Source organism: Streptomyces sp. NPDC059832 (assembly GCF_042731715.1).
Taxonomy (GTDB): Bacteria; Actinomycetota; Actinomycetes; order Streptomycetales; family Streptomycetaceae; genus Streptomyces.
In genome coordinates, this window is the sequence record NZ_JBHWIY010000018.1 from 38,590 (window position 1) to 53,192 (window position 14,603).

At 71.6% G+C, this 14,603-nt stretch carries 14 protein-coding genes and 1 pseudogene; 3 read left to right on the forward strand and 12 right to left on the reverse strand.

Features of this window, described 5'->3' with window-relative positions; all coding sequences use genetic code 11:
- Positions 1 to 73: 73 nt before the first annotated feature.
- Positions 74 to 751 carry a uracil-DNA glycosylase gene (locus ACFV8T_RS28000; protein ID WP_385332627.1) on the reverse strand — a complete coding sequence of 226 codons (678 nt, stop codon included), beginning with the start codon at positions 749 to 751 and terminating at the stop codon, positions 74 to 76.
- 124 nt (positions 752 to 875) lie between these two features.
- Between ACFV8T_RS28000 and ACFV8T_RS28005 the strand changes: the two genes are divergently transcribed.
- Both ACFV8T_RS28005 and ACFV8T_RS28010 read left to right on the forward strand, forming a co-directional pair.
- The gene (locus ACFV8T_RS28005) at positions 876 to 1,925 is read left to right on the forward strand and encodes an N-acetylglucosamine kinase (RefSeq protein WP_385332630.1); all 1,050 of its coding nucleotides are present in this window, start codon (positions 876 to 878) and stop codon (positions 1,923 to 1,925) included.
- A 119-nt stretch (positions 1,926 to 2,044) separates the two neighbouring features.
- Positions 2,045 to 2,968: a sirohydrochlorin chelatase gene (locus ACFV8T_RS28010; protein ID WP_385332633.1), complete on the forward strand. Its 924-nt coding sequence runs from the start codon at positions 2,045 to 2,047 to the stop codon at positions 2,966 to 2,968.
- A 101-nt stretch (positions 2,969 to 3,069) separates the two neighbouring features.
- Here ACFV8T_RS28010 and ACFV8T_RS28015 read toward each other — a convergent pair whose 3' ends face one another.
- Both ACFV8T_RS28015 and ACFV8T_RS28020 read right to left on the reverse strand, forming a co-directional pair.
- On the reverse strand, positions 3,070 to 4,140 hold the full coding sequence (locus ACFV8T_RS28015) for a lactonase family protein (protein ID WP_385332836.1): 1,071 nt from the start codon (positions 4,138 to 4,140) through the stop codon (positions 3,070 to 3,072).
- 142 nt (positions 4,141 to 4,282) lie between these two features.
- A pseudogene (locus tag ACFV8T_RS28020) lies at positions 4,283 to 4,697 on the reverse strand (FUSC family protein); the annotation flags it as partial.
- Between the two features lie 376 nt (positions 4,698 to 5,073).
- On the opposite strand from ACFV8T_RS28020, the gene ACFV8T_RS28025 reads away from it, so the two are divergent.
- Positions 5,074 to 5,535, forward strand: a complete 462-nt coding sequence (locus ACFV8T_RS28025; RefSeq protein ID WP_385332636.1) for a tyrosine-type recombinase/integrase — start codon at positions 5,074 to 5,076, stop codon at positions 5,533 to 5,535.
- Positions 5,536 to 5,586: 51 nt separating this feature from the next.
- Here ACFV8T_RS28025 and ACFV8T_RS28030 read toward each other — a convergent pair whose 3' ends face one another.
- The 9 genes from ACFV8T_RS28030 to ACFV8T_RS28070 all read right to left on the reverse strand — a co-directional run bounded on the left by ACFV8T_RS28030 (position 5,587) and on the right by ACFV8T_RS28070 (position 14,370).
- On the reverse strand, positions 5,587 to 7,098 hold the full coding sequence (locus ACFV8T_RS28030; protein ID WP_385332839.1) for an FUSC family protein: 1,512 nt from the start codon (positions 7,096 to 7,098) through the stop codon (positions 5,587 to 5,589).
- A gap of 253 nt (positions 7,099 to 7,351) precedes the next feature.
- On the reverse strand, positions 7,352 to 7,489 hold the full coding sequence (locus ACFV8T_RS28035; RefSeq protein WP_385332639.1) for a hypothetical protein: 138 nt from the start codon (positions 7,487 to 7,489) through the stop codon (positions 7,352 to 7,354).
- Between the two features lie 2 nt (positions 7,490 to 7,491).
- Entirely contained in the window at positions 7,492 to 7,650 is a 159-nt protein-coding gene (locus tag ACFV8T_RS28040) for a DUF6207 family protein (RefSeq protein ID WP_385332642.1), read from the reverse strand.
- Between the two features lie 219 nt (positions 7,651 to 7,869).
- Positions 7,870 to 8,439: a hypothetical protein gene (locus ACFV8T_RS28045; RefSeq protein ID WP_385332645.1), complete on the reverse strand. Its 570-nt coding sequence runs from the start codon at positions 8,437 to 8,439 to the stop codon at positions 7,870 to 7,872.
- A gap of 385 nt (positions 8,440 to 8,824) precedes the next feature.
- Positions 8,825 to 9,979 carry a glycosyltransferase family 4 protein gene (locus ACFV8T_RS28050; protein WP_385332647.1) on the reverse strand — a complete coding sequence of 385 codons (1,155 nt, stop codon included), beginning with the start codon at positions 9,977 to 9,979 and terminating at the stop codon, positions 8,825 to 8,827.
- 226 nt (positions 9,980 to 10,205) lie between these two features.
- A complete protein-coding gene (locus ACFV8T_RS28055; protein ID WP_385332649.1) occupies positions 10,206 to 10,877 on the reverse strand; it encodes a response regulator in 672 nt (223 codons plus the stop codon).
- A complete protein-coding gene (locus tag ACFV8T_RS28060; protein ID WP_385332652.1) occupies positions 10,874 to 12,223 on the reverse strand; it encodes a sensor histidine kinase in 1,350 nt (449 codons plus the stop codon). Before ACFV8T_RS28060 ends, ACFV8T_RS28055 begins: the two co-directional genes overlap by 4 nt.
- 10 nt (positions 12,224 to 12,233) lie before the next feature.
- Positions 12,234 to 13,400: an acyltransferase gene (locus ACFV8T_RS28065; protein ID WP_385332655.1), complete on the reverse strand. Its 1,167-nt coding sequence runs from the start codon at positions 13,398 to 13,400 to the stop codon at positions 12,234 to 12,236.
- The gene (locus tag ACFV8T_RS28070) at positions 13,393 to 14,370 is read right to left on the reverse strand and encodes an alpha/beta hydrolase (RefSeq protein ID WP_385332658.1); all 978 of its coding nucleotides are present in this window, start codon (positions 14,368 to 14,370) and stop codon (positions 13,393 to 13,395) included. Before ACFV8T_RS28070 ends, ACFV8T_RS28065 begins: the two co-directional genes overlap by 8 nt.
- Positions 14,371 to 14,603 lie beyond the last annotated feature (233 nt).

Genomic DNA, 14,603 nt, shown 5'->3' on the forward strand with positions numbered 1-14,603 from the left:
GACCCCCCCTTCCTTCTCTCCGTTGTGTTCGCGAAGCTTCCCCTCGGTCCTGTCTACCGCCCGCCCCCCTCCGCTACGGCAGCCGCCAGTCGACTTCCTGGGCCCCCTGGCGCAGCAGGAGTTCGTTGGTGCGGCTGAACGGGCGCGAGCCGAAGAAGCCGCGGTCCGCCGACATGGGCGAGGGGTGCGCGGACTCGATCGCCGGGAAGCCGTCGAGGAACGGCCGCAGGTTGCGGGCGTCACGCCCCCACAGCACGGACACCAGCGGCTTGCCGCGGGCGGCCAGGGCGCGGATGGCCTGTTCGGTGACTTCCTCCCAGCCCTTGCCGCGGTGCGCGCCCGGTTTGCGGGGCGCCGTGGTGAGAGCCCTGTTCAGCAGCAGTACGCCCTGTCGCGTCCAGGGCGTCAGATCGCCGTTCGACGGACGCGCGAGCCCCAGGTCCGTGTGCAGTTCCCGGAAGATGTTCTCCAGGCTGCCGGGTACCTGAGGCACTTCGGGGGCCACGGAGAAGCTCAGCCCCATCGCCATTCCGGGCGTCGGGTAGGGGTCCTGACCGACGATCAGGACGCGTACGTCGTCGAAGGGCTGCTGGAACGCGCGCAGAACGTTCGCTCCGGCCGGCAGGTAGGTGCGTCCGGCCGCCACCTCCGCGCGCAGGAAATCGCCCATCGCTGCGATGCGTCCGGCCACGGGGGCGAGTGCCTCGGCCCAGCCGGGCTCGACTACTTCATTCAACGGTCGTGGTGCCACGGAACGTCACTCTACCGGCGTACACGGTCCGCCCCCGACCCCGAACCCGCACTCCCCCGAACCCGGCCCGCGTTACTGGGGATAGGCTGCCGCCGTCATTCCTCTTCCTCCCTGGAGCCGGCCTATGAGCGCACCGCGGCGATCACCGGAAAGCACCGCCGCCGCATCGGGGCCGTATGTGCTCGGCGTGGACTCGGGGGGTTCGGGGCTGCGCGTGGCGCTGGGCACCGTCAGCGGGTCCGCCCCGGTGGCGACGGCGGTCTGCGGCGGTCCGGTGCGCACCGGACCGGCCGGGATCGACGCGGGCCATCTGCTGGAACAACTGCTGCCCACCGCCCGCACGCTGCTGGAGCAGTACGGCGGCGAGGACGGCTCGGGAATCGACGCCGTGGCGATCGGCGCCGCCGGAATGGCGACCCTCGGCGGGCAGCTGCGCGCGGAGCTCCCGTCGGCCCTGGAGGGCGCGCTCGGGGTGCGGCGGCTGGCCCTGGCCGCCGACGCGGTGACCGCGTACGCGGGGGCGGTCGGTCAGCGCCCGGGGGCGGTCGTCGCGGCCGGCACGGGCATGATCGCGCTGGGTACGGATCTGACCAGCTGGCGCCGGGCCGACGGCTGGGGGCATCTGCTGGGTGACAGCGGTGGCGGAGCCTGGATCGGCCGGGCCGGGCTCGATGCGGCCATGCGCGCCCATGACGGGCGGCGCGGCGGATCCGCCGCTCTGCTGTCCCGATTGGAGGCGGTGTTCGGGCCGGCGCCGGAGCTGCCCGGCCTGCTCTATCCGCGTACCGACCGGCCCGCCGTACTGGCCTCGTTCGCACCCGAGGTCGCCGCGTGCGCGGCGCACGATCCGGTCGCCGCAGGGATTTTGCGCGAGGCCGCGGTACATGTCGCGGAGGCGGCCGCTGCGGTGTGCCCGAAGGCGGGGGCCGACGGCGAGCCGTGCGAGGTGGCGCTGACGGGTGGCCTGTTCCGGATGGGCGATCCGCTGCTCGTACCGCTGCGCGAGGAGCTGTCCCGACTGCTTCCGCACGCACGGGCGGTCCCCGGTTCGGGTGATCCGTTGACCGGTGCACTGTCCATCGCCCAGGCGCTGGCGGCCGGGGATCTGCGGCTGCCCCGCCACCCGACGCTGCTCCGGGTGCCTGGTGAAGGACCTGAGCAGGAGCCCGAGTAGCCGGCGACAGAGCGGGACAGTCGACCGGTAAGCCGCTCATCGGATAAAAGCGGACAGATAACGCCTGTCTGGGCCCTCCCCGAACAGAGCCGCACCCAAAACCAGTAGCATGCGGCGCCATGAGCACCCCCACTGGGCCCGCTTCCGGCCTGCCTGTACGAATGCCGCGACCTCGCCAGTCCGGACGGCACCGCCGCCCGGAGCCCGTGGTCGCACCCGAGGGCGCAGCCGCGCTCGTTCTCGCCCTTCCCGGTACCCCCTCCTCGGCCACGCGCAGCCTGGCCGAAGAGGTGATCAGCATCGCCCGTTCCGAGCTGCCCGGCCTCAACGCCCGGATCGGCTACCTCGACGGCGACGACGCCGAGTACCCCTCGCTCTCCGCCGTGCTCACCCACTGCGCCGCCGAGCGCGTCGCGCGCTTCGAGCAGGCGCGGGCCGCGGGCCGTGAGGTCGCCGAGCCCGAGGGACCGTCCGCCGTCGTCGTGCCGCTGCTCGCGGGGCCGGACAGTGCCCTGATCCGGCGGATACGACAGGCCGTGATGGACAGCGGTACGCAGGTCGAGCTGACCGATGTGCTCGGCCCCCACCCGCTGCTCGCCGAGGCGCTGCACGTACGGCTCTCCGAGGCCGGTCTGGCCCGCGCCGACCGGGCCAGGCTCTTCACGGTGGCGACGGCCGCCGACGGCATCGTGCTGGCCACCGTAGGGGGCGACGAGGCCGTGCAGGCCGCCGGGATCACCGGCATGCTGCTGGCCGCCCGGCTCGCGGTACCGGTGATGGCCGCGGCGCTCGACGTCGAGGGTTCCGTCGCGTCGATCGCCGAGCAGCTCACGAGCTCCGGCTCGGCGCAGCTCGCGTTGGCTCCGTACCTCGTCGGCCCGGAGGTGGCCGAGGGGCTGCTGGACGCCGCCGCGAAGGAGGCGGGCTGCGCGACGGCCGAGCCGCTCGGCGCGTACCCGGCGATCGGCAAGCTCGTGCTGTCGATGTACATGACGACGCTCGGGATCACTCCGGTCGCGCCGCAGGGTGCCCAGGCGCACTGACCCGGTGCCGGGCGCGCCCGGCAGCCCGCTGGTCCGCCATCGCCGTACGGGCCCGGTTCTCCGGGCCCGTACGGCGATCGTGCTGTGCGCGCGGTGCCAGGTCAGGCGAAGATCACGCAGGACGCGGCAGGGGCGTCCAGCGAGCCCGCGCGACGCGGGGTACCGGTCTCCGGGTCGATGTCGAACCAGGTGACGTCGCCGGACCGCTCGTTGGCCGCGTACAGCCGGCGGCCGGTGGGGTCGAGTGCGAGATCGCGCGGCCAGTGCCCGCCGCAGTCCACGGTCGTGACCAGGGTCGCCTTCTCGCCGGTCGCGTCGAGGGCGAGAACCGAGATGCTGTCGTGCCCCCGGTTGGCGGTCCAGAGGAACCGTCCGTCGTGCGAGACGACGACCTCGGAGGGGTAGGTCGCCGCGTCACTGTCCTCCGCCGGTTCCGCGGGCAGGACGGACGTCTCCCCGACCGGTTCCAGGACGCCCGCGGCGGCATTCCACCTGCATGTGGTGACGGTCGGTTCGAGTTCGTTCAGGACGTAGGCGTGGCCGCCTGCGGGGTGGAACGCCAGATGGCGCGGGCCCGTACCCGGCCGCAGGGCCGTCTCGCCGTGCAGCTTCAGTGTTCCGGTCGTCGTGTCGAGCGCGCAGATCCGTACGGAGTCCGTCCCGAGGTCCACGCCGAGCACCCAGTTCCCCGAGGGGTCCGGCAGCACCTGGTGGGCGTGCGGGGCCCGCTGCCGGTCGGCATTCGGACCGCTGCCCTCGTGCCGGAGCACGGAGGTGACCGGGCCGAGGGAACCGTCCGCCCGCACGGGCAGGACGCTGACGCTGCCCGAGTCGTAGTTGGCGGTGAGCAGATGACCCCCCGCGAGTGCGAGATGGGTCGGGCCGCTGCCGTCCACCGGCCGGATCCCGCCGACCGGCTGCGGCACGTCACCGGTGATGTCCAGGGCGGCCGCCGCACCGTGCTCGGTCTCGCTGACCGCGTAGAGCGCGCCGCCGCCCGGCCCCGGTCCGTGGCCCAGGGCGAGATACGAGGGGTCCGGGACCCAGTCCGTGGTGCCGAGGACGGTCAGCGCCCCGGTCTCCTGGTCCACGGCGGCGACGGTGATTCCCCGTCCGCCCGCCGAGGTGAACGACCCGATGAATGCCCGCACCGCACCGTCGTCGCTGCCCACCGCACTGCCAGTCACCGCATTGCCCCTCTCCGCCGACTGACCACGACGGTCCGTACCGTCGTGATCTTCCGGGGCGACGGTAGCAGTCACCCGCCAGGTCCAGACCAGTGCCTCGGCTGCCGGGCCCGCCCGCGCGGGCGCTTCACGCAGTGATCAGCGGGGCACGCGGATCGCTGTGGCAGCGGTGCGGCGAGTTCGGCCAGTGCCCGCTCCAGGCCGTGCAGATGGGCGAGCGCGGGCTCGGCCGCGACCGCGTGCGGCGGGACACCGGGTACGCACGCCCGGTGCCGCGGGTCGGGGGCCGTCAGGGCCTCCACGGATGCCTCGACCCGCCGGCATGCGGCGGCGAGGCGGGCGTCGTGGGATGCCTCCGGGTCGGCCGCGACAGAGGCCAGTCCGCGCACCTCGCGCGCGCAGGCGTCCAGCAGGGCGAGGACCTGACCGGCACGGGCCTTGCGGGCACGCAGCGGGCTGAGCGGGACGACATCGGCAGCGCCGCGCAGGTGAACGCGTACAAGGTCCTGCGGCTGGTCATCAACTCTGCGCGATGTCGAGGCGCCCTGACGCTGGACCCCTTCATGGACGCTACGCCCCCGGACCATCAGCGCAAGGACATCGTGATCCCGACGCTGGAGGAGCTCAGCCTCATCCGGCACCACGCACACGACGCAGACCTTCGCCTTGTCATGGAGATGATGTCGGGCCGCGGTCCGCGGAATGGCGAGGCACACGCCACGAACGTCAACGGGATCGCCTCAAAGGACGTTTACCGGATCAACGGCCAGATCCATGGGCGCCAACGTGTACCGGCGCCACTGAAACACCGGAACTGGGGCGACTTCCGCGAGGCGCCGATGCCCGCGAAGACACGCTCGTACCTGATGCAATACACGGAAACACATCCTGCGGACGCACAGGGATACCTACTGACCAATGGCGGTCGTGGCGGGGCCGGTGTTGGCGGCAGTCCGCACTGCAGCGGAAATGCGTTCCGCCACAAATGGCAAAAGGTTTTGCGTTGCCGCCGGCATAACTGCGGGCTACACCATGTACAGCCTGCGCCACTTCTTCGGTTCCAATTGCCTCGCCATGGGAATTCCGATCACGGATGTTGCGGAGTGGATGGGCCACAAGTCCATCGAGGTGGCATATCGCATCTACCGCCACCTCATGCCGTCCTCCGTCGGCAGGGCCGCGAGGCTGCTCGACATGGGTATCGGATCTACGCGCTGCACAGCCGTGCAGGAGTTGGGTGGCGAAGAGTGTCGCGCGTGCGACAACGTCGCGCGCGGCGCGGTCGAAGTCCTCAGGCACCCGGCGAACCAGAACGGTCTCCGCCTACCGGGAGGGCGATCACGCCATCGCGCTCGTCCCGACCCGGATGTCGGGGGCTGAGGAGCAGCGCCGGGTCGGGTGGTGCTCGACAATCTCGCCGCGCGCGACGGCTCAGGCGCCGGCCGGAATTCGGCCAGACCTCCGCAGCGGAACGGCAAGTTCAAGCAGGGCCCGCTCCAGCGCATGGAGGTGGGCGAGCACCGGTTCGACGCCCGCAGGCTCCGTAGTCGTCGCGTTGTCGAGTCGGAGGTCCCGCCCGACGGTGGGCGCGTCAGTGAGGGCCTCGACGGCAGCCTCCACACGCCAGCAGGCTGCGGCGAGCCGGATGTCGTGCGAGGCCTCCGGGTCGGCAGCGACGGAGGCCAGGCCGCGCACCTCGCGTGCGCAGTCGTCGAGCAGCGCGAGCACCTGCTGCGCCCGTCGCTTGCGGGCCTTCATCGGGTTGAGCGGATGCACCAGCGGCGCAAGCGACAAGCGCACCCGGCCGAGGATCGCCTCCAGTTCGACAACGCGCCGGGGTGGGTCGGCGTCCTCGCTCCCGGCGAGCCGGGCAGCGGCCTCCGCCGTGCACGTGTGCACGCACCGCAGCGCCCGCTCCACCCACGCCTCGGTCACCGAATGCGTGGTCACCGGCAGAACGAACAGCACCGCCAGTGCGGCACCGAGCGCCCCGACCACCGTCTCAGCCACCCGCAGCACAAGCAGACTCGCGTCGAGCACGCCGAGTAGCCCGTACAGCATGCTCGCCATCACGGTCACGGCCAGCATCATCCAGGTATAGGAAACAGCGGCGGTATAGAAGATTCCGAACACGCTCATGGCCACCACCACGGCGGCAATGACCGGCTCATGGTGCAGCGGCACAGCCACGGCAAAGCCCAACCCGATCCCGAGCACCGTCCCCAGGAAACGCCTGAACCCGCGCACGACGGCCTCACCTCGCGAGGTCGTGGCCACGAACACCCACCAGGTGGCGCCGACCGCCCAGTACCAACGCTGATCGGAGAGCACCTGCCCCATCGCGAGCGCGAACCCCGCTCCCAACGTCGCTTGCACGGCCTGCCGCGTCGTGATCCGGCTGAGCCCCGCTGCCCCGGCAGGGAGGGCGACTGCCACGGGTACCGCGAGCCGCCGCTCATAGCACCACGCCCCGAACCGCACCACCGACGACGCGATGAGCGACAGCAACACGGCCGCGTACAGCTCGGGCAGCTGGCCGGGGACGGTATGCAAGAACTGGGCAGAGAAATAGGCCATAAAGCCGAACACGCCCAGCGAGTGCCCGCGAGGTCCCCACCGCCGCGCGTACACCCCCGCCCCCACGACGGCGAGGAACGCCAGGTCGCGCGCGACGGGCACATCGTGCAGCACGGCGGCGAGCGTGAGCACCGGGAGACCGACGACGGGAAGAAACGCGGTCGTGATCGCCTGCCCACGCACCGTCGGGTCGGTCACCGTGAACAGTGCGAGCAGCGCGGCCAGGCCACCAGTGATGGCCGCTGCCAATGAGTGTCCGGCCGCCCCGCACAACGCGACGGCGAGCCCAATGCCGAGCACAGCCCGGGACGCGAACCGCAGCCGCATCCGCCCCGGATCGTGTGCGACGAACGCCCTCTTCAGCAAGTTGCCCTGCCCCTTTCGCACATAGACCAGCGCAGACATGAGAAAGGCGCCGCAGGGATCCCTGGGGGAACCCGCAGCGCCATTGATAGCCCTATCTCAGCACCTTGGGGGCTAGTGGTTCAAATGAAGCCCAACCCCCTGGGCCAATGGTCCAGAATGGCTTCACCTTGCCCGGCCGCATCAGAGCCAACGGACCAACCTCACGCAACACCGGCACGCGAACGGCAGCCACCGCCCCAGAACCTCCACCTGATCACCGCAGCTTCTGCTGCCGAACCCAGGCCGCCACCTCGGAAGCCTTGAACTGGATCTTGGCGTTGCGGCCGCGCCCACACTTGTACGAAACGAGCCCGAGCGCGGGGGCGTCGCGGTACACCCAGGAGATCGACATGTTCAGGTACTCCGGTTCTGGCTCACTTTCCGTGAAGGTTCTCGCTGGCTCTCGCCAGTAGAAGGCGCGCGCATCTCGTGGGCGGTTGCTTCGTCGGCTGCGGTGATGTCGAGGACGACAAGCTCGGGCTCGCTGAGGTGCTGCGCGTGGATCGGTTCCATGCCCGTACGGCTGTACACCGCCCTTGCCGGCGCTTCCACGCACCTCCGCGGTTCCGAGCCGGATGTTCCGGGAAGGGATATCCTCGGGCCGGGGCCAGACTGGAATCCCGGCCCGATTACGGCGGGCCGGGATTCTGTGTTGTGCGCCTGACCGGAGGGCCCCGGCCCGATTACGGCGGGCCGGAGTTCTCCGGCATGCGCATCAGGCGGTCGCTGGTTTTAGTAGTCGCCGAATTCGCCACCCTCGCCCTTCTCGTCGTGGTGGCGCTTGATGACGCGGAAGCTGGCGACGACTCCGTGCTTGACCTTCACGCCGCCATCCGCCTTATCGCAGTCCTCGTCCTTGCCCGGGCGGACGTTGTTGGCGGAGCTGCGGGGGCCGACGGTGGCGATGGGGGCGCCGTTGTCGCATACGGCTCCGCGGAAGACCTCAACTTCGTTGCGGCTCTCGTTGCGGATGTTGAAGCTCTTGGCGCCCAGCCCGCTGACGACGGTCATGCAGCCGTCGGGGCGGCCGGAGTATTCGCGCTCGTTGATGTGGATCCTGCCCTCCTCGTGATGGCGCTTGCCCCCGCGCTCGTTGCCCCCGCGCTCGTTGCCCCGTCGCTCGTTGCCTTCGTTGCCCTTGCCCGCGTTGCCGCCCTCCCCGCCCATGGGGGCCTGGGCGACGACGGCGGCCGGGGCCTCCTGGGGGGCGGGGACGGCGGAGGCGTAGGTGATGCCGGTCGCGGTCAGTGCCGCGGCGGCCACGACGGCCGCGGTGATCGCGTGGGAACGGGTCATGATCATGTCGCTTGTTCTCCTTCTTGGACTTCAGAGACAGTCCCGCTGTGACAGCCGGTGCGTGATCGAACGTACTAACACCCCCCATTCCTGTCATATCGAGCAAATCGGGATCCCCGTTTTCATGGGCCGATCGGGTACACGGAGCCCCTTCACGGCGCCCCGAAGAAGAACTGACTGACCGTCAAAATTACGTTGAGCTTGGGAGATTGACAGACAATTAGCCCTTGCGAGTGATCTTCTGACGTCTACTCACCCGCTGTGGCGGTGGGTCGCCGGGAAGTGTCGGCAAGTCGCTGCTTGACATTTGGCCTGGCGTAGGCTCCAAGGAGGCCACACAGCCTCGCCCTCCCCCGCAGACCGGTGCGCCGCACCGCCCCGCGGCGGCTCCCTACTCCTCGCCCGGCAGGGGCACCCGCGCCTGCTCGACGGGGGTCAGAAGGTGTGTCAGATGGCGGGCCGAGGCGTCCCAGGACCAGGACTCCCGGACCCACTCACGGCCCGCGGCGCCCATCGCGGCCCGGTCGGGGTCGAGGAGTATCCCGGCCAGCGCCTCGGCGACGGCCGCGGGGTCGGTGCCGTCCACGACCCGGCCGGTCCTGCCGTCGAGGACGGTGTCCGGAGCACCACCCGAGTCGCCGACGACCACCGGCAGACCGCTCGCCGCCGCCTCCAGGAAGACGATCCCGAGCCCCTCCGCCTCCAGCCCCGCGCGCCGGGTGCGGCAGGGCATCGCGAAGACGTCCGCCGCGGCGTAGTAGGGCGGCGTATCGGTGTGCGAGACGCCGCCCGCGAAGTGCACGGCCCCCTCGGCGTGCCGCGCCGCCAGTTTGCGCAGCCGGGCCTCGTCGGGCCCCTGGCCTACCACCACCAGCACGGCGTCGGGCACCCTGCTCCGGATCAGCGGCAGCGCCCGGATGAGGGTGTCCTGGCCCTTGCGGGGGACGAGCCTGGCCACGCACAGGATGACGCGCTTGCCGTGCAGCGCGAGGTCGGCAAGCGGGTCGGGCCCGGCGCCGGCGCGGGGCCGGTACACCTCGGCGTCGACCCCGGGAACCAGTCGGCTCATGCGCGCACGCGGGCCGAGCGCGGGCTCGATCCGGGCGCGCGTGTACTGGCCCAGGTAGGTGACCACGTCGACGCCGCCGCCTATCCGGCGCATGAGCCCGCGCGCGCCGGGTGTTCTCGCCCACCAGATCTCGTGGCCGTGGGTGGTCGCCACGATGCGCCGTACGCCGCTGCGCCGCAGGGCCGGCGCCATCAGGGCCAGCGGGGCGGCGGCGCCGAACCAGACCCGGTCGCAGCCGTGGGCCCCGGCGATCTCGACGGCCCTGCGGGTCACCCGGCCGGTCGGCAGCAGCATGCGGCTCGGATCCCGTACGACAGGGAACGGCAGGCTCGCGTCGTAGGCGGCGTCACCGGGCTCGTGCGAGGTGTAGACGACCACGTCGTCGTCCGGGACGCGGGTGGCCATCGCGTGCACGAAGGTCTCGATGCCGCCCTGGCGCGGCGGGAAGTCATTGGTGATGACAAGGGTGGAGCCCATGGACTTTTCGGTTCCTTCGGTTGGTCGGCATCGGTCGGACCGCGAGGAGGAGGCAGCTTGCTGCCCGGTCTCGGGACACGGCGGCTCGCCGGGCGGGCCTCGGCCCGATCGGTCGGTGTCGGTTCGGTTCTGTACGCGCCGGAGCCGTACCGCTCCGGCCGTCCCCGGTCGTATGGGGGGCAAGTGGCGGACATGGACGCGGTGTTACGTGGGTGACGGAACGGGCTCAGTAGCCGGCCGGGCGCACCAGACCCGTCTCGTAGGCGTGGACCGCGGCCTGGGTCCGGTCGCGCAGTCCCAGCTTGGAAAGGATCCGGCCCACATGGGACTTCACGGTCTGTTCGGCCACCACGAGACGCTCGGCGATCTCGGTGTTGGACAGACCCTGCGCGATCAGGGCCAGCACCTCGGTCTCACGTTCGGTCAGTTCACCGGTGCGGGACTTGAGCTGGGCGCGCGGACCGGCACTCACCCGGGCGAACTCGGCGATCAGCCGCTTGGTGATGTTCGGGGCGAGCAGGGCCTCGCCCTCCGCCACCACCCGTACCGCATGGGCGAGTTCGTCGGCCGAGGCGTCCTTCAGGAGGAACCCGGACGCGCCCGCGCGCAGCGCCTCGTAGACGTACTCGTCGAGATCGAAGGTGGTCAGGACGAGCACCTTGACGGTGGCGCCGTCGGCCCCGGTGACGACGCGTGTCGCCTCTATGCCGCCGAGCCGGGGCATGCGGATGTCCATCAGCACGACGTCCGGGGCGAGTTCGGCCACCATCTCCACGGCGTCGGCACCGTCCACCGCCTGGCCGACGACCTCGATGCCGGGTTCGGCGTTCAGCAGCACCGTGAGGCCCTGCCGGACCATCATCTGGTCGTCGGCGATCAGAACGCGAATGGCCGTCATCGGGTGTCCTCGGCAGGGTGTGTGGGCGCGGCGGGACCGGCGGGCTCCGCAAGGGGCGGTGCGGGCAGTATCGCAGTGACTTCGTACCCGCCGTCGGGGGTTGCTCCGGTGGCGAGTTCGCCTCCCAGCATCGCGGTGCGTTCGCGCATGCCGAGCAGGCCGTGGCCGGCGCCCGGGGTGGGCGGGGCGGCCCGGTCCGGGGCAGTGTTGGTGATCCGGACCGTGACCCCGGCCGCCCGGTGGCGGATCTCCACCCGCACCCGCGCACCCGGCGCGTGCCGCATCGCGTTGCTGAGCGCCTCCTGCACGATGCGGAACGCCGACAACTCGACGCCCGGCGACAGCGGACGCGGCTCCCCGGTGGTCGCGGCGGTGACCGTGAGCCCGGCACCGCGCGCGTTGCCGATCAGTTCGTCGAGCCGTTCCAGGGTGGGCTGCGGGGCGTGCCGCGCGGCCTGCGGCAGGGGGTCCTCGGAGCGCAGTACGCCGAGCACCCTGCGCAGTTCGGTGAGCGCGTCGACCGCGTTCCTGCGGATGCCCTCGACGTTCTCCCTCAGTTCGTCGGACGGGTTCTCGACCAGGTGCGGGACGACCTGCGCCTGGATGGAGATGACCGACATGTGGTGGGCGACCACGTCGTGCAGCTCGCGTGCGATGCGGTTGCGCTCCTCCAGCAGGGTGCGTCTGGCACGCTCCTCGGCGGTGAGCTCCTCCTGCTCGACCAGCTGTGTACGGGCCACCGCGAGGCCGTGCAGCGCGACTCCCATCACCACCGTGATGACGAGGACGGCGACGGCGAGGCGGATGTCGTTGGCGCTGCGCCAGGGGGTGCTCGCTCCGCAGAGGAGCCCCGCGAGCACGGTGATCGTCAGGGTCTCGGCGGCGATCCGGGGGCGCATCCGCAGGGCGACCAGGAACAGCACCCCGGCCTGCATCGCGATCCCGGCCCCGCTCCAGGGGAACGCTCCGTTCCACGGGAGCCGCGACCCGAAGCCGGAGTTCGCGGCGAACGGGGTGACCAGCACCGTGATGAGCATCGACGCCCACCAGGCCTGGACCGGGCGGTACAGGGCGACGACGATCGCCGCCGACTGGACCCCGGCGAAGAGGATGCCGAGCTGAATGCCCATCCCGAAGTCGAAGGCGTACTGGTTGCTGCCCGCGATGAGCACCCCCACCGCGAACATCAGCAGCGGAACCATGATCACCGGCCGCCACTCCAGCCAACGCGGCTGCCCCGACTGCCCGTTCGGGTCGACCGCCGAGGTCGCCAGGTCCTCGCGCAGGGTACGGGGCAATGCCCGCAGTACCCGCGCCGATCGCTTCACCATGTCCCCCCGGTTCACAGCTCGCACCTTAGACACGTCGTGCCGCCATCGATCCGGCGGGTCGCCCCTCGCGGACGACCAGGTTCTTCGTCCGCGGTGACCGCCGCTGCTCGTATCCGCGGAACGCCAGCCAGCAGATCAGCAACGCCCCGGCGAACACCGGCAGCCAGGCCAGCCGGGCGAGTACCCAGCCGGGTCCGTCGGGCACGGTGTGCAGGCCCGGCAGCGCCCCGCCCGCCGACAGGCCGGTCGCGGTGACCGCGATCATCGCGGTCTGGTGCCACAGGAACACCGTCATCGCCGAGAGGTTCACCGTCGCCACCACCGCCCACAGTGCGGGGCGTCGCAGCAGCCGGCGCAGCGGGCCGAGCAGCAGCAGCGCCGCCCCGCACTGCGCGAGGCCGAAGGTGACCACGACGAGGGTCGGCGGGTCGAGGTTGGAGATCTCCACACCGGGCACTCCGACCATGGCCGCGGGGTAGCCGGCCCACAGGACCAGTCCGGCGGTGGCCGCGGCCCCGCCGAGCAGCAGCGTCCAGCCGGTCCGGCGGCTGAGCAGCTCGCCGCGGGACCAGGCCGCGCCGAGGCAGTACGGCACCAGCCAGCCCGCCGCCACGTTGACCGAGGCGAATCCGCCGGGAGCGTCCAGGCCGAACCGGTAGAGGTCGACGACCAGCACGACGGCGAACGGCCACAGCGGATGCAGTTTCGCCACCAGCGGGGTCGCCGCCGTCAACGCCGCGAAGACCACGATGAACCAGAGCGGGGACCACACCAGCTTGCACAGGGCGCGCACGGTGTCCTGGTCCACCCCGGAGGCGAGCATCGTGCACGCCGCCACGGTCCATACGACCGGCACCACGGCCATCGGGCGCAGCAGCCGGCTCATCCGCGTGCGCAGCCAACGGCCGTAGCTCTCGCCCCGGGCGCGGGCGGCGGCATGACTCCTCGCGCCGACCAGTCCACCGACCAGGAAGAAGACCGCGAGGGTCTGGAGCAGCCAGGAGACCGGGGTGAGGCCGGGCAGGTACTGGAGCGGGCTCGCTCCGTGCACGGTGCCGCTGTCGACGACCAGCGCGGTCACCAGCCAGTGGCCGAGGACGACGCCGAGGATGGCGATGGCGCGCAGTGCGTCGACGGCACGGTCGCGGTCGGCTGGGGTGGCGGATTCGATCCGACGGGTGAAATCACGCATGGTGCCCTCCCGGGGTCCTGCCGGATCCGGCCGAGCCGGCCACGATCCGGGCGATGTTCCTCAGCGGTTCGGAACCGGTCTTCAGGTAGTCGCTGTGACCGCCGGAGCCCGCCGCGAAGATCTCGGCACCGAACCCGGGCGAGACCGGGTCCGTTCCGAACCCGATGTCCACGAAGGGCAGTCGGAGCTCCGCGTGCGGTACGTCCGCGATCCAGTCGTGGCCGGCGCGGCCCGCCCAGACGGTGGCCGGGGTGTGCAGGGCGGCGGCGTTGCGGTAGCCGGTGCCCGGACTGCCGTACAGGACGATGTCGGCGACCCGCAGTCCGTGCGCGGCCCGTGCGCAGACGACGGAGCCGTAGGAGTGGCAGAGGACGGTGGTACGGGCCGCAGGCTTGATCTGCTTCAACTCCCGTAAGAATCGCACCAGTTCGGGGGCGGCCTCGGCGGCCCGCCCCGCGGTGAGCGAGGTGGGGCTCACCGTCGCCGGCGTCCGGTATCCGAGCCAGGCGACCACCGCCGACCGCTCGCCCAGTTCCTTGCGCAGGGCGAGCGAGCCGTTGCGCAGGCGCCAGTAGTGGTCGATGTCGATGCCCGCGCCGGGGACCAGTACGGCGATCCGTTCCGCGTGCGACAGATCGCCGACGACCTCGACGCCGCGGCCGCCGTCGCGGCCGTCGAAGGCGAGGAATCGGCGGTCGGGGGCGGCCATGGTGTGCAGTGCGGCAGCACGCCTGCGGTCACCGTGACGGGCCGCCGCCCGCTCGGCCGCGCCGATGTCGGCCCGTGTCGCGGCATACCGCCCGGCGAGGGCCTCGGGCGCGGCGGTTCGCAGCGGGCCCCGGACGGCCGGAGCGGGCGCCGGTACGGCCGCGGGGCCCGCCGCGCCCGAGACCGGCACGGCCACCGAGGCGGACACCAGCGCGGCGAGCAGGCCGCGGCGCAGGCGGGACCTGCGCGGATGGGACGGCATGACGGGTTGTTCCTTCCGTACCTGGTGGCTTCAGCGCCTCGGTGCTTCGGCGCTTCGGTACAGAAGCTATGGACGGGGCCCTGTAGTCGGCGTCCCACCGGGGTGTGAACCTTTTCCGTAGCTCTCAAGGACTACGGGTATGACACGCGGTCAGTTCCGGGCCGGACCGCTCCGGCAGGGCCTTTGCTGTGCCGTTGGTACAGTCGCAGCCCGGATCGTCGTACCAGGAAGAG

Coding starts and splice junctions, on each gene's coding strand:
- ACFV8T_RS28005 (WP_385332630.1), top strand. CDS start 876: ATGAGCGCACCGCGGCGATCACCGGAAAGCACCGCCGCCGCATCGGGG.
- ACFV8T_RS28010 (WP_385332633.1), top strand. CDS start 2,045: ATGAGCACCCCCACTGGGCCCGCTTCCGGCCTGCCTGTACGAATGCCG.
- ACFV8T_RS28025 (WP_385332636.1), top strand. CDS start 5,074: ATGGCGGTCGTGGCGGGGCCGGTGTTGGCGGCAGTCCGCACTGCAGCG.
- ACFV8T_RS28035 (WP_385332639.1), bottom strand. CDS start 7,489: ATGTCGATCTCCTGGGTGTACCGCGACGCCCCCGCGCTCGGGCTCGTT.
- ACFV8T_RS28040 (WP_385332642.1), bottom strand. CDS start 7,650: ATGGAACCGATCCACGCGCAGCACCTCAGCGAGCCCGAGCTTGTCGTC.
- ACFV8T_RS28045 (WP_385332645.1), bottom strand. CDS start 8,439: ATGATCATGACCCGTTCCCACGCGATCACCGCGGCCGTCGTGGCCGCC.
- ACFV8T_RS28050 (WP_385332647.1), bottom strand. CDS start 9,979: ATGGGCTCCACCCTTGTCATCACCAATGACTTCCCGCCGCGCCAGGGC.
- ACFV8T_RS28055 (WP_385332649.1), bottom strand. CDS start 10,877: ATGACGGCCATTCGCGTTCTGATCGCCGACGACCAGATGATGGTCCGG.
- ACFV8T_RS28065 (WP_385332655.1), bottom strand. CDS start 13,400: ATGCGTGATTTCACCCGTCGGATCGAATCCGCCACCCCAGCCGACCGC.
- ACFV8T_RS28070 (WP_385332658.1), bottom strand. CDS start 14,370: ATGCCGTCCCATCCGCGCAGGTCCCGCCTGCGCCGCGGCCTGCTCGCC.